11 protein-coding genes are annotated in these 13,983 nt (G+C 42.1%); 7 read left to right on the forward strand and 4 right to left on the reverse strand.

Annotated elements, in window-relative coordinates:
- Positions 1–383 precede the first annotated feature (383 nt).
- The 4 genes from ACMXYT_RS07215 (at position 384) to ACMXYT_RS07230 (ending at position 3,669) form a co-directional block, all read left to right on the forward strand.
- A complete protein-coding gene (locus ACMXYT_RS07215; protein WP_415900960.1) occupies positions 384–1,499 on the forward strand; it encodes a hypothetical protein in 1,116 nt (371 codons plus the stop codon).
- A gap of 170 nt (positions 1,500–1,669) precedes the next feature.
- Positions 1,670–2,158: a paraquat-inducible protein A gene (locus tag ACMXYT_RS07220; protein ID WP_415900961.1), complete on the forward strand. Its 489-nt coding sequence runs from the start codon at positions 1,670–1,672 to the stop codon at positions 2,156–2,158.
- The gene (locus ACMXYT_RS07225) at positions 2,151–2,771 is read left to right on the forward strand and encodes a uracil-DNA glycosylase (RefSeq protein WP_415900962.1); all 621 of its coding nucleotides are present in this window, start codon (positions 2,151–2,153) and stop codon (positions 2,769–2,771) included. The genes ACMXYT_RS07220 and ACMXYT_RS07225 overlap by 8 nt, the downstream gene beginning before the upstream one ends.
- Before the next feature lie 139 nt (positions 2,772–2,910).
- Complete coding sequence (locus ACMXYT_RS07230) at positions 2,911–3,669, forward strand: endonuclease (RefSeq protein WP_415912102.1); 759 nt, start codon at positions 2,911–2,913, stop codon at positions 3,667–3,669.
- 40 nt (positions 3,670–3,709) lie between these two features.
- Here the strand turns inward: ACMXYT_RS07230 and ACMXYT_RS07235 are convergent, their stop codons facing one another.
- From ACMXYT_RS07235 to ACMXYT_RS07245, 3 genes are all read right to left on the reverse strand, one after another.
- Positions 3,710–7,342, reverse strand: coding sequence for a response regulator (locus ACMXYT_RS07235; protein ID WP_415912103.1), 3,633 nt, complete (start codon positions 7,340–7,342; stop codon positions 3,710–3,712).
- A 24-nt stretch (positions 7,343–7,366) separates the two neighbouring features.
- Positions 7,367–8,593 carry an ABC transporter substrate-binding protein gene (locus ACMXYT_RS07240; protein ID WP_415912104.1) on the reverse strand — a complete coding sequence of 409 codons (1,227 nt, stop codon included), beginning with the start codon at positions 8,591–8,593 and terminating at the stop codon, positions 7,367–7,369.
- Between the two features lie 165 nt (positions 8,594–8,758).
- Entirely contained in the window at positions 8,759–9,400 is a 642-nt protein-coding gene (locus tag ACMXYT_RS07245) for a pseudouridine synthase (protein ID WP_415900966.1), read from the reverse strand.
- A 128-nt stretch (positions 9,401–9,528) separates the two neighbouring features.
- Here ACMXYT_RS07245 and icd point away from each other — a divergent pair, with 128 nt between their 5' ends.
- On the forward strand, positions 9,529–10,782 hold the full coding sequence (icd, locus tag ACMXYT_RS07250) for an NADP-dependent isocitrate dehydrogenase (protein WP_415900967.1): 1,254 nt from the start codon (positions 9,529–9,531) through the stop codon (positions 10,780–10,782).
- A gap of 76 nt (positions 10,783–10,858) precedes the next feature.
- Here icd and cspD read toward each other — a convergent pair whose 3' ends face one another.
- The gene (cspD, locus tag ACMXYT_RS07255; protein ID WP_415884879.1) at positions 10,859–11,071 is read right to left on the reverse strand and encodes a cold shock domain-containing protein CspD; all 213 of its coding nucleotides are present in this window, start codon (positions 11,069–11,071) and stop codon (positions 10,859–10,861) included.
- A gap of 220 nt (positions 11,072–11,291) precedes the next feature.
- Here cspD and clpS point away from each other — a divergent pair, with 220 nt between their 5' ends.
- Together clpS and clpA are read left to right on the forward strand one after the other, a co-directional pair.
- Positions 11,292–11,654, forward strand: coding sequence for an ATP-dependent Clp protease adapter ClpS (clpS, locus tag ACMXYT_RS07260; RefSeq protein ID WP_415900968.1), 363 nt, complete (start codon positions 11,292–11,294; stop codon positions 11,652–11,654).
- A gap of 12 nt (positions 11,655–11,666) precedes the next feature.
- A complete protein-coding gene (gene clpA / locus ACMXYT_RS07265) occupies positions 11,667–13,925 on the forward strand; it encodes an ATP-dependent Clp protease ATP-binding subunit ClpA (RefSeq protein WP_415900969.1) in 2,259 nt (752 codons plus the stop codon).
- Positions 13,926–13,983 lie beyond the last annotated feature (58 nt).

Below are 13,983 nucleotides of genomic sequence, written 5' to 3' on the forward strand. Positions count from 1 at the left end.
AACCGCGTAATGTTGGATTAGAAAATGAACATGAAACAGCCCGATTTTGTGGTGGTTATTATGGGCTATTCTCATCCAGCCTATGTATTCCGTGGCTTTCAGCAAGGGAGGTAGTGGTCATCAGGAAATCTCTTTTAATTTTATAACCTAATACAAGCATTCTTATCGGAAAAACTGTCTTGGCGTTTTGCTCGGGTAGCAGTCGAGTATTGCCTAACGATATATGGATTTAGGCAAAAATTTTCCGCTGAGTATTAACAACCGATTTTTTGTTTTTGTTATTCACAAAAACTGGTTTTTTGCGCCCTGAAGAAATGATTCACGCTTTATTTTCATAGAACGGCGGGGGTTTATTGACGCAAAAAATCAGCAAGGAGAGAACAATGATTATTCAGACAAGTAATGTACATATGAGTGCTGAGCATCAGAAAACGGAATATAGCTCTCAAACCAAAATGATCGATTGGGGGAGTGAGAGCAATGGATTTCTTGCGCAGTTAAGCGAAGCAAAATCGTTTCTTCGCCAAGAGCAAAGTAGCTTATTTAGTACTCTTGCTGTTGGCCAACAGCCATCAACAGAAGGGGATGATCGGTTTCAGGGTAATTCAGTTCTGGTCTTAACTGATCAAGGTTTGCAGTTTAGAACTGCAGACAACGAGCCAAATATCGCTGAGCAACGAGAGATTACGAAAGCGAGGCTTTGGCAAAGTCTGTTAAATGCTATTAACCCAAAACACATACAAACTGACATTCCCGATGATGTAGAGATCCCAGATGCTGATTCTATTCCGAGTGAAGATGGAATAGGCGGTGTGCCCATGCAACTACAACCTATAAAGATGGAGATGTCGTTTAAGGTGACCGAAACCATTGAGGAGTATGAATGTTCCAGTTTTCATAGCTGTGGCATGGTGACTACGGCTGATGGTAAGCAGATAGAATTTGATCTGAACCTAGAAATGGAGCGGAGTTACTCAGCTACACGCGAGTTTGAAATGACCAGTGTAGTGGAGTTTACAGATCCATTGATCCTTAACTTTGAAGGCAATCACGCAGATCTTTCTGATGAGAAGTTTGAATTTGATCTTGATGCTGATGGTGATAAAGAACTCATTAGTTATCTTACCGGTGAAAGCGGCATGCTAGCTCTAGATAAGAATGAAGACGGCATAATCAATGACGGTACAGAGCTATTTGGTGCTTTAACGGGTAATGGCTTTGCCGATCTTGCCCAATATGACGAGGACGGTAACAACTATATCGATGAGGGTGATTCTATATTCGACGATCTTCTTGTATGGCATAAAACTGAAGATAGCGATTACCTAGAATCATTGGCTGATAGTGGTGTAGGGGCGATCTATTTAGGCTCAACCGAAACGCCTTTCGATATAAAAGGTGAAAATAATCAAGAGAATGGCCGAGTCCGCTCCAGTGGTTTCTACTTAACTGAAGCTGGTGATGTCGGAACGGTACAGCAGATTGATATGGCGGTTTAGCGTCAGCTCAGTTGCAGGCTAAATACAAACTTTATTTAGCCTGCATCTTTCACTAAACCTTGGGAGTACACGGTTAACGAACGCATTCAAGCAACACTCAGAAATGTTTCGTTTGCACTATGACAGCTATGGATTGGTATACTTGCGTCACTTTGTTTTGAGGCCCTTTCATGGATAGATTCACCCCTTTATCTTCATCTCAGTCTTTATGGCTCAGAATAGCTGTGATCTTAACGACGATCTGTCTGGCTGTTGGGCTGTTTAGTCCGATGATGACGATGAGCAAGTTCTACTTCTTCGAGAGTTCTTTTTCTGTCATTGGCGGTGTACATAGCCTTTTAACTGAAGGGCATCTGATCCTAGCGGTTCTGGTCTTCCTCTTTAGTGTAGTTCTACCCTTGGTTAAGTTATTTTTGTTATTTAGATTAACAACACCAAGCGATGAAATATCCGCCAAACAACGTAAATTGCTTGGCTTGATGCATGATTACGGTCGTTGGGCGATGCTTGATGTGATGGTGGTTGCGGTATTGTTGGTGACTGTAAAACTTGGTGCTGTCGCGTCAATTCAGATTCATTGGGGGCTTTACGTATTTGGTCTAGCCGTTGTGTCGATCATGTTTTTAACGCATAAACTTGTGACTTTGTTAAATGCCTAATCTAGAAAGTTTTTACACAAAACTTAGCAAACGTAAAAACACTCTAACTGTATTTAATCCATATAGGGATGAAACCAAATTAGAGAACCTAAAGCGATACATTGAACTGGCTTTTGAGCAATCCGGACCAAGGATCCTTTTAGTGGGTGAGGCCTATGGTTTTAAAGGTGGTCGTTTAACTGGGATTCCGTTTTCCAGTGGCAAGTTGTTTGATGAGGTTGATCATCCTTTTTTGCAGCAGTTAAAGCCAAAAATTGAGCTTAACCCTGATACGCTTACTGCTGAGAATACTGCCTCTATTGTCTGGCGCTATTTGTGTTCACAAAACACAGTACCGCTTTTTTGGAATTCATTTCCTTATCATCCGCACCCTTCGCGTATTCAAAAAAAGAATAGGGCACCATTAAAAACTGAAATAGAAGAAGGTTTAGAGCTGTTACAAATGCTCATGGATGTTTACCATCCAGATCGAATTGCAGGGTTAGGTCGTAAAGGAACGGACTGTTTACAAAAAGCGTTTCCTGATCAAGATATCCGCTATATCCGTCATCCCTCTTATGGTGGTAAATCTGATTTTGTTGATGGTATGAACCAGCTCTTTTCACAAGGTTAAGCTTAAATTTATCTTTCAGCCGTATGATGGTCGAGGCTTTTGAGTAGCTACTTAACCGCTCATATTGGCCTCAAACTCTAGTAACTAATTTAAAGCAGGAAGCATCGATTGGCATTGGACGCCTTTAAAAGGAATTCCAATGTACAAGTACTTTTCTGTGGCTCTTCTAATGATCCCAGGCTTGGCTTTAGCTGAGCATCCTAAGTCTTTCGGTAGTGCTAAAAAGATTCTTAAAGAGATCTACGCAGATAACCAGCAGAGCTTTTATTGTGGTTGTGACTATAAAGCTCAAGGTAAAAAGTTAGTGCCAGATTTAAAATCCTGTGGCTACTTACCACGTAAAAACGCGAATAGAGCAAAGCGTATTGAGTGGGAGCACGTAATGCCGGCTTGGGCTTTTGGTCATCAATTGCAATGTTGGCAAGATGGTGGCCGTAAAGCTTGTAAGAAGAGCCCTAATTTCAAGAAGATGGAATCTGACCTTCACAACCTTGTACCTGCAATCGGCGAGGTTAATGGTGATCGATCTAATTTTAGCTTCACACAATTAGCAGGTGAACCGCGTGTTTATGGGCAATGTGATATGGAAGTCGATTTTAAGCAGCGTAAGGCCGAGCCAGCTGAACATCGCCGTGGCGACATTGCTCGTACGTACTTTTATATGCGCGATCAGTATGGCGTTCGTATCAGTAATAAGCAGGAAAAGCTGTTTAATGCTTGGGCAAAGCTAGATCCCGTTGATCAATGGGAGTTAGAGCGCAATCGAATGATTACTCAAATCCAAGGTAATACTAACCCTTATGTTGTTGCGCCAACTGGCTCAGCAAAATTGGCGGAATCGACAGAAAATAAGCATGGTTTATTATCTCGCCTTAAAACTGCATTGAGTATGGATTAGGCGCTTTAAAAACGGTCTAAATGTTAGAAAGTTAGTTTTCCTAACTGACAATAGGCTCATTCTTTGAAAGGTATTTATTAAATTCATCCGATAGAGCGTTAGCTTTGGTTACGAACTCAGGGAGTAGTTTTTCAAGTGCTTCCTGATTTTGATTTGAGGCTTCTATTTCAAGCATCTTACAAATTTCATTTAGTTGTGGGGCAGACAAGTTTAAGGCCATTCCTTTCATATTATGAGCTTGCTGCCTTAGCTCTTCCCATTGCTGATTTCTAAACGCTTGTTGTGTGTTTTCAATCAGTTCAGCTGAGTTCTGAAGATAGGCCTTAAGCACCTTAGCGAGCAGCTTGTCGTTCATCATTAAGCGTTTTAGTGCGCTTGCGCGGTCCCATACTAGCGGTTTGTCTTCGGTGGTATAAGCACCTTGCTCTTTGTTGGGCGTTAATTTCGGATCGTCTGGTAGCCAATGATTAAGTGCTTGGATTAAGCGCTCGGCATTGATTGGTTTTGAGATGTAATCACTCATACCAGCTTGAAGGCACTTTTCTCTATCGCCTGCCATGGCATTTGCGGTCATGGCAATGATCGGCAAGTCCTTAAATTTGCTTGCTTCCCTAATAGCTCTGGTAGCTTCGTAGCCATCCATTACCGGCATTTGGCAATCCATAAAGACAAGATCGTATTTGATCATTTCAAGAGCAGATAGCGCTTCTACACCATTAGCTGCGACATCAATTTTTAGCCCGAGCTGTTCCAATAAAGCGCGTGCTACGGCCTGATTGGTAATATTGTCTTCTACGAGTAAAACTTTGCCATTAAAGGAGTGCGCTGCTTTTTTTTGGGTAGTAGGTTTTGTAGAGGTATTTTGTTGCTTAACTTGGGCAAGGCCTAATAGTTTATTAAAAAGCTGACTTTGAATGATAGGTTTAGCAATTAGATGGTGTAAACCGCTTTCATCGAATTTTGATTTATCAAAGTTTTGATTGCTGACAGTTTGAACAAGCAGCTGGGAGGGTGCTACTAGAGATTCGTGTTTGCAGCGAGTGACAAACTCGATAGCATCCATATCGGACAGCTCTTGATTGATGATGGTTATATCAAAAGGCGTTTTGTTCGATGCCGCTGCTTTTAACTTTTCAAAACCGGTTTCGGCTTTCGAAGTAAGCTCATGTTTTATCTCCCAGCTCGTTAATATATCTCCGAGTAGATTTAGATTGGTTTCATTAGGATCAATCACCAAGATCTTTTTGTTATGTAAAGCTTCGATTGGTTGAGTAATTGGCTCTGGAATAGCATGGGGTAGCGTCAAGCTTATCCAGAATGTCGAGCCTTTACCGAGTTGACTGTCCACACCAATTTCACCACCCATTAACTCTACTAACTGTCGACTGATTGAGAGCCCAAGACCGGTACCTCCATATTTCCGGGTGGTAGAACCATCCGCCTGACTAAAGCGTTCGAATAATCGAGTCTGTTGCTCTGCGTCTAATCCAATGCCGGTATCAACCACCTTGATCACTATATTACTTTGCTTAGGTGTGATTTGCTTAGATTCATAGAAAACGGCTACTTGGCCTGATTCGGTAAACTTACATGCGTTACCGATAAGGTTAACTAAGATCTGGCGTATACGGCTTGGATCGGCATTGAACCATTCATTAGTAATCGAGGTGGCGGGGCATATAAGTTCTAGATCCTTCTCATGAGCGCGAGTGGCTAAGGCTGTTCCAACCTCGTCTAGCAACTGACCCATATTAAAATCTACCGATTCTAACTCTAATTTGCCTGACTCTACTTTGGAGAAGTCTAGGATATCGTTGATAATGGTTAGCAGGGAATCGGCGCTGTTTTTTACGGTATTGGCATAGTCGAGTTGTTGTTGGTTTAAGCCGCTATCGAGCAATATATTCGTCATTCCGATAACACCATTCATTGGTGTTCTTATTTCGTGACTCATATTGGCGAGGAATTCACTCTTAGCAATGCTTGCTTGTTCAGCTTCATTTTTTGCTTTTAGGAGTGACTCTTCAGAGAGCTTCTGGTCAGTAATATCAAGGTGAGTGCCAATGATTCGGCTCGGGTTGTCGTTCTCATCCCACTCAACGACTTTGCAGGCGTCTAAGACCCAGATCCAGTGGCCTGCTTTATGTCTCATTCTTATTTCACAACTGTAGCGATCACTGGTACTGCGGTCATACTTTTTAAGTAAATGACTCGATAAGTTCAAATCGTCAGGGTGGGTGAAATTATGAAGAATATCGATATTTATAGGCGCTAATTCGTCGAGTTTATAGCCTATAATTTCAGCCCAACGTTCGTTTAGGCTTAATTGCCCTGATAGGACGTCCCAGTCCCAGATACCAACATTTGTGGAATCTACAACTAACTCAAGCTGTCTTGCTGTTTCAGATAGTTCTTCTTCACGCTTAATTTTGTCGGTTATGTCATTTTCTACACCGACGAAAGCGGTTAGACGATTTTGTTCGTCGAATACAGGTGAGATTGATACATCGTTCCAAAAAGGGGTTTTGTTTTTTGTGTAATTAATGACTTCAACATGGACGCTTTGATGAGCTTTAAGCGCTTTTGAAATCTGAGCTAGGGTTTTTAAGTCCGTTTTTTCACCCGAAAGGAAGCGGTGGTTCTTACCCATTACTTCGCTTTCTTCATATCCAGTGATATTCAAAAATGCATTATTGGTATAGATAAGAGGGAGGTCTTGTTGAGTGGCATCAGCAACGGTCACGCCGACGGGACTTACTTCTAGAGCCTTTAACAAAACCCTGTTTCTATTTTGTTCATCACGCAGCTCTTTTTCGGATTGCTTTAGAGCTTTAAGTGGATTGATAAAGAACTTTTTACCGAGCCAAAATAGAAGGATAAAAACGACAAGAAAAGATATTAAAAGGCCAATAAAAATACTTGTGATAACGTTGTTTACTTCCGATGTTAGCCCTTGTTGGTCGATGTAATATTCAACCGTGAGCTGTGTTTTTCCTGCTATTTGAGTACCGACTTTTTGGTATTCAATAGTGTCTGTTAACGAAGAGTAATCCAGATAATCCCCTCTGATCTTTATTCCTGAGCCCAGCTCTTGTGTTGCGAATAATGTACTAATATCTTTAGCAAAATGAACAAGGAGTACGCCTTCGCTTGCACCGTTGTAATTGACCGAAACTGCGATAGAAAATTGCCATTGATCATTATTACGGTGTTTTAATATCGCCCATGGTTTGTTGCCATTAAGAATATCTTCAAACCAGATCTCATTTTCTAAGTCTAAATTCAGCGGCTGACTTTTAGGACCATATATTGGTTCACCTACAATATTCAGCAAGTAAATAGCCTCGTTTTGTCCCAGAATTAGCAGAGAGTCTAAGAAATCTACTAAGTTCTCTTTGGAGTCTAGTGTTGCCATAACGGCACTTGTAAGTAGAGGGTGCTTGGCTAAATCTTGTAAGAAGAGAATTCGGTCATCAACATAACTACCAATCGATAAGGCTGCATTTGCGGCTTGTGCGCTGGTGGTTTGTTTTTGAAAATTTACAGTTGTATTTCGAACTCGCTCTCCGATCGCTAAATAACTGGAAACTAAAGCTATCGCGAAAAACGAAACGATAAACAGATAGAATAGTGTATCTGTTGAAAGCTTAAAGCGATTTGCTTGTGGCTGCATCCTGAAACTCAACTATCAAAGGCGTTAACGACTAGTGTTCTGCATGACTTCAATAACGCCACCGGGTGTAAATTTGGCCATGCATAGATCAGATAGCCCTAGTGCTTCATGGGCATCTAAGTTGGACTGTGTAAATGTCGAGTAAGGCTTGTGATAAGTTTTTATGAGGCCCTTTACGGGAGTGTTTAACGCTTCCAATTTCTCTTTAAGTAACTGCCTGTTCTTTACCATATCATCACTAAGAGGTATATCCTGCATAGATTGGATAGCGACCTTAGCTAAATCGTACGCATGAGTGAATCCCGTTGGCGATTTAAGGGATCGGTAATCGCTCATCGCATTAGGAAACAGTTTCTGACCTCGGGTAAAAACAGATTGGCTAAATGGCGTTTCTTCTGAGCTAACAAATGAAAAGCAGCTTTGAATAAAGCTTAAATCGAGTTTTGATAAAGTGCTTGAGCCTAATTTTTGTGGGAAGTTACCGCCGGTAATTCCCCAATGAGATAGGACAGGTAGATTGAATTGTTCAACCTCTGTCATGGCTGTCATAAAGGTAGCACCCTCTATGGCGTTACCAACAAATATCAAACAATCGCTATCGGACTTCGCAATGTCTCTTAAAATAGATTTAGCTGCATTTTCTTTAGTGTTCCAATTAAACCATGTGACTTCAGGTGTAATGGAAAGTTTAGTGTGAAAGTAGTTGGTTATTGTTTTGAAATTAGATTTACCCCAACCCGTATCTTCAAGTAGCAGATGGGGTGAATTACAGTTTTTTGAGTTAACTGCGTAATCGCTGATTCTTAAGCCTGCTTTTGTGTCGTCTACGGAAAGGCGGAAAACCCAATTATTACTATTAGGATGACGAGTAATGGGGCCGCCTGCTGCCCAAGGAACAAGAAGCAAAATGCCATTGTCATTAATATACTGGCGGTATTTGATATAAGGTGGGGAATGTAATCCGCCAAGAATGAATAGGGCTTTTGGATCATTGAGGTATTTTTTCATTGTACGATGGCTGCGTACTACATTACCCCGATGATCTTTTTTGATGAACTCAATTTTATAGTCACCAATTTTATAATCTATTTCGTCTAACGCGGTTAGAAAGCCCATTTTCATGGCATCTGCAGATGACGAATGAGAGGTGTAATCAGAGTCGTGATAGATGCGAATAACTTTGTCATTCGCTGAAACGGTGGATGCTAGGAGGCAAACCATTACACCAATGATAGATAAACAGTGTTTCATCCGCATTCTCCTTTCATCAACTAGCGATTCATTCTTAACATTGAGTGTGATAACTCGTTGTTCATCAAGTAGCTAAGAATATTCTAGTAGTAAATCAAATACTTGTTCGTGAAATACCAAGAATATAGGCCTGTGAAAGGATATGAAAGCTAATTAATCTGTTAACTAGCTTCTTGTACGTTTATTTGCCTGTTTGAACGATCTTTGGATGCGGTTGCCATTCGTTCTTCGGCGGGTATTGTTGGTACTTTTTTGGGGCAGATTTAAAGTCACATCAATTAGAGTTGAGGCTCCAGGTTGCAATCCATCGAGTGTCCAATCACCAATTGCATAACGAATGAGTCGAAGAGTAGGGAAGCCAACAGCAGCAGTCATACGCCTTACTTGACGATTCTTACCTTCAGTGATTTTCAATTCTACCCAGCTTGTTGGCTGGTTTTTTCGCTCTCGAATCGGTGGGTTACGCGGCCAGATATTTGGCTCTTCGATAACTTTAGCTTTAGCAGGGCGAGTCATACCATCTTTAAGCTCAACGCCTTTACGCAACACATTAAGAGCAGAATCAGTCATTTCACCTTCTACCTGTGCCCAGTACGTTTTTTCCTGCTTAAACTTCGGGTTGGCTAAATAGTGTTGTACCGCACCTTCGTTGGTAAGGATCAGTAATCCTTCAGAATCGTAATCTAATCTTCCTGCAGCATAAAAGTCTGGCTGGTTAATGTAATCCGCCAAGGTGCTTTTATCGTCATTTGTGGTGAACTGAGTAAGGACTTGAAAAGGTTTATTAAAAAGTAATAGCTGGCTCATGGTTTTTCAGTTCGTTAAGGCGTGGTGTGATCAATCAAAGGATTACTGCTGATCTATACTGATCATGTAGTGCAATCATATCACTGATAAAGGCATCTGCGGTGGGAGTAAGCTAATTGGAGTAGATTATGGGTTATAAAAATATTTCCATACCTGTTGGCGACAAGATAACAGTTAACCAAGATCATTCATTGAATGTTCCTGATAATCCAATCATTCCCTATATTGAAGGAGATGGGATTGGGGTAGATGTCACTCCACCAATGATCAATGTTGTTGATGCGGCAGTGAATAAAGCTTACGGAGGCACTCGGTCTATTGCTTGGATGGAGGTTTATGCAGGAGAGAAGGCTACTTCAGTTTATGAGCAAGATATGTGGCTACCTGATGAAACTTTAGATGCTTTTAAAGAATTTGTAGTTGGAATTAAAGGTCCATTAACTACGCCTGTAGGTGGTGGTATTCGATCGCTTAATGTCGCTTTACGACAGGAACTTGATCTTTATGTCTGCCAAAGGCCGGTTCGTTGGTATAAAGGCGTACCGAGCCCAGTTATCAAGCCAGAAGATGTAGATATGGTGATCTACAGGGAAAATTCGGAAGATATCTACGCTGGAGTTGAATGGCAGGCTGGGTCTCCTGAAGCAGAGAAAGTGATTCGCTTTCTAAAAGAGGAGATGGGTGTTACCAAAATTCGCTTTGATCAAGAGTGTGGTATTGGTGTGAAGCCTGTTTCTGAGCAAGGTACAAAACGTCTAGTCAGAAAAGCGCTGCAGTATTGTGTTGATAACGATCGTGAGTCCCTAACGTTGGTACATAAAGGGAACATCATGAAATTTACAGAAGGTGCTTTTAAGGATTGGGGTTACGAGTTGGCGGAAGAAGAGTTTGGAGCAGAGCTCAAAGATGGTGGCCCTTGGATGAGCTTTAAAAATCCAAACACAGGCAAAGAGATCATAATTAAAGATGTGATTGCGGATGCGATGTTACAGCAGATTCTGCTGAGACCTGCTGAGTATGACGTAGTCGCAACGCTAAATCTAAATGGTGATTACCTTTCAGACGCCTTGGCTGCAGAGGTCGGCGGTATAGGGATCGCACCGGGAGCCAATATCTCAGATGAAGTGGCCATATTTGAAGCAACCCACGGGACGGCTCCTAAATATGCTGGCAAAGATATGGTGAACCCTGGATCGCTTATTCTATCCGCAGAGATGATGTTGAGGCATTTAGGTTGGTTAGAAGCTGCTGATCTGATTATCAAGGGTATGGATGGTGCAATTGCAGCTAAAACAGTGACCTATGATTTTGAGCGGCTTATGGATGGTGCAGAGCTATTATCAAGCTCCGAGTTTGGTGAAGCGATCATCAAAAATATGTAATGGTTTCTTTTAAACACATAAACACAAAAAAACCAGCTCCATGCTGGTTTTTTAGTCTATCGATTTAACCTTTTTATTACTGGGTTGCTAAAGGTTTGATTTGAACGGCGTGAGTACCTTTTGGACCCGGCTGGGTTTCAAACTCAACTTGTTGGCCCGCTTTGAGACTCTTATAGCCATCTACTTCTATCGCAGAATAATGAGCAAAGAGATCCTCTTCATGTTCATCTGACAGGATAAATCCATATCCTTTCGAATTGTTGAACCACTTTACTTTCCCTGTCTGCATAACTAACTCCCGTATCCAAAACTACAATTGGATTACTAACCTGAACGTACTTCCTTTAGCTGCTAGAATAGTGGCTAAAGGTTGTCCCCTAAAAGTTGCAGGTACTACTGGGGCCGTGCCTATCCTGCTATTCTGATTATAGCACCACACACAGAATATGTGACAAGTGTACAATCACTGTTCAGTAGTAAATATTAGCGTAAATTTAGAAGATTGTTAGATGTCTATTGATTTTGAACAAAAAGTAATTCGAATGTCTAATGAAGATGAACATGAAGATTTTGATCATGATCACGGATTAGCCACGGAAGAAGCAAAGCCGCAACTTAAGAAACCATCGATGTATCGTGTGGTTTTAATGAATGACGACTACACTCCAATGGATTTCGTCGTGGCTGTGCTCATGATGTTTTTTAATATGGACCAAGAAAAAGCTACACAAGTTATGTTATCGGTCCATACTCAAGGGAAAGGAGTATGTGGAATTTTTACCCGTGATGTAGCTGATACGAAAGCAGCTATAGTTAATCAATATGCGAGAGATAATAATCACCCACTGCTATGTGAAGTCGAGAAAGTCTGAAGAGGAACCGTTATGTTAAACCGAGAACTCGAAGACACGCTCAGTGCAGCTTTCCAGGCCGCAAAGGAAAAGCGACATGAATTTATAACTGTCGAACATTTGTTGCTGGCGTTGTTGGATAATTATGAGGCGCATGAAGTTCTTGCAGCCTGTGGTGCTAACTTTGAAGGTATAAGGCAGAACCTTTCTTCATTCATCGAAGAAACCACGCCTTTACTATCAGAAACATTACCTGATTTGGAAACGCAGCCTACACTCGGATTTCAGCGAGTACTTCAGCGTGCGGTGTTCCATGTTCAGTCATCTGGTAAGAATGAAGTTACCGGAGCCAACGTACTCGTAGCGATTTTCAGTGAGCAGGAGAGTCAGGCTGTTTATATTCTACAGCAGCATGGCATTGAGCGAATCGATACGGTCAATTACATCTCGCATGGCATTTCTAAAATGTCAGAGCACGACCACGAGCATTCTGATTCTTCGGTTGAAAGTGAAGCCGCTGGCGAAGAGAAGGATGATAGCCCGCTCGCTAAATATGCGATCAATCTAAATGCAGAAGCTGAAAGTGGCCGAATCGACCCACTTGTAGGGCGTGATTCCGAAGTCGAGCGTGTCGTTCAGATTCTATCTCGCCGTCGTAAGAACAATCCTCTACTTGTTGGTGAGGCGGGTGTAGGTAAAACAGCGATTGCCGAAGGTCTAGCGAAGCTGATCGTTGAAGATAAAGTACCTGAAATAATCAAAGAGTCGATCGTATATTCACTTGATCTGGGTGCTTTGCTTGCCGGTACTAAATACCGTGGTGATTTCGAGAAACGCCTGAAAGGTCTCTTAAACGAGATCAAAGGCAAAGATCACGCGATTCTATTTATTGATGAGATTCATACCATTATCGGTGCTGGTGCAGCGTCTGGTGGCTCGATGGATGCATCAAACCTACTTAAACCACTGCTAAGTTCAGGTCAGATCCGTTGTATCGGTTCTACTACTTTCCAAGAATTCCGCGGAATATTTGAGAAAGATCGTGCATTAGCGCGTCGTTTCCAGAAAGTGGATGTCCTTGAGCCAAGTATCGAAGATACTTATGCGATTCTTAAAGGGCTTAAAGGTCGCTTTGAGGAACACCATGATCTTGCATACAGCGATGAAGCACTTCGTGCAGCTGCGGAGTTAGCTGGTCGCTACATCAACGATAAGCACATGCCCGACAAAGCAATCGATGTGATTGATGAAGCCGGGGCTTATCAGCGTCTATTGCCAAAAGAACTGCGTAAAGCAGAGATCGGTACGGAAGATATTGAAGCGATTGTCGCTAAGATTGCCCGTATACCACCTAAAAGCGTTTCTGCCTCTGATAAGAATCAGTTGGCAAAGCTGGATAGCAATCTCAAGATGGTTGTTCTTGGGCAAGACGAAGCGATCGATACGCTATCTTCTGCGATCAAGCTTTCCCGAGCGGGTCTTAAAGAACCAGATAAGCCTGTAGGTTGCTTCTTGTTTGCTGGTCCAACCGGTGTGGGTAAAACAGAAGTGACTCAGCAGCTTGCACGTATCATGGGTATTGAGCTAGTTCGCTTTGATATGTCCGAGTACATGGAGCGTCATACAGTATCGCGTTTGATTGGTGCACCTCCGGGTTATGTTGGCTATGACCAAGGTGGCTTACTGACAGAGGCGATTACTAAGTCTCCGCATTGTGTTCTGTTACTTGATGAGATCGAGAAGGCGCATCCAGAAGTCTTTAATCTGTTACTTCAAGTGATGGATAGCGGTACTTTGACTGACAACAATGGTCGTAAAGCAGATTTCCGTAACGTGATCTTGGTGATGACTACCAATGCCGGTGCGGAAGATATGAGCCGAGCTTCGATTGGTTTTACTAAGCAAAACCATGCTTCTGACGGTATGGCTGCTATACGTAAGATGTTCACGCCGGAGTTCCGAAACCGTCTTGATGGCATTATTCAGTTCAAAGCGCTTACAACTGGCATTATTAAAGGTGTGGTTGATAAGTTCTTTGCTGAGCTTCAAGTTCAGTTGGAAGATAAGCGTGTAGTGCTGCATCTAGATGATGAGGCCCGTACTTGGTTTGCTGAGAAGGGCTACGACGAGCAGATGGGTGCGCGCCCAATGAAACGCTTGATTCAAGAGAAACTGAAGAAGCCGTTAGCTGAGATGATTCTATTTGGCGAACTATCCGAAGAGGGTGGTGAAGTTGCTATTAGTGTCGATGCTGATGGTGAGATAAGTGTAGAAGCGATGACCTGCGCATAAGCAGGTCTTTCGAGACACAAAAAAGGCAGCCATTAGGCTGCCTTTTTAAATTCTTTCC

This window comes from Neptuniibacter sp. QD37_11 (assembly GCF_047778105.1).
Lineage (GTDB): Bacteria > Pseudomonadota > Gammaproteobacteria > Pseudomonadales > Balneatricaceae > Neptuniibacter.

Excerpts from the sequence above, each read along its gene's own strand:
- ACMXYT_RS07230 (WP_415912102.1), top strand. The coding sequence starts at position 2,911 with ATGTACAAGTACTTTTCTGTGGCTCTTCTAATGATCCCAGGCTTGGCT.
- cspD (WP_415884879.1), bottom strand. The coding sequence starts at position 11,071 with ATGCAGACAGGGAAAGTAAAGTGGTTCAACAATTCGAAAGGATATGGA.
- clpS (WP_415900968.1), top strand. The coding sequence starts at position 11,292 with ATGTCTATTGATTTTGAACAAAAAGTAATTCGAATGTCTAATGAAGAT.
- ACMXYT_RS07215 (WP_415900960.1), top strand. The coding sequence starts at position 384 with ATGATTATTCAGACAAGTAATGTACATATGAGTGCTGAGCATCAGAAA.
- clpA (WP_415900969.1), top strand. The coding sequence starts at position 11,667 with ATGTTAAACCGAGAACTCGAAGACACGCTCAGTGCAGCTTTCCAGGCC.
- ACMXYT_RS07225 (WP_415900962.1), top strand. The coding sequence starts at position 2,151 with ATGCCTAATCTAGAAAGTTTTTACACAAAACTTAGCAAACGTAAAAAC.
- icd (WP_415900967.1), top strand. The coding sequence starts at position 9,529 with ATGGGTTATAAAAATATTTCCATACCTGTTGGCGACAAGATAACAGTT.
- ACMXYT_RS07240 (WP_415912104.1), bottom strand. The coding sequence starts at position 8,593 with ATGAAACACTGTTTATCTATCATTGGTGTAATGGTTTGCCTCCTAGCA.
- ACMXYT_RS07220 (WP_415900961.1), top strand. The coding sequence starts at position 1,670 with ATGGATAGATTCACCCCTTTATCTTCATCTCAGTCTTTATGGCTCAGA.
- ACMXYT_RS07235 (WP_415912103.1), bottom strand. The coding sequence starts at position 7,342 with ATGCAGCCACAAGCAAATCGCTTTAAGCTTTCAACAGATACACTATTC.
- ACMXYT_RS07245 (WP_415900966.1), bottom strand. The coding sequence starts at position 9,400 with ATGAGCCAGCTATTACTTTTTAATAAACCTTTTCAAGTCCTTACTCAG.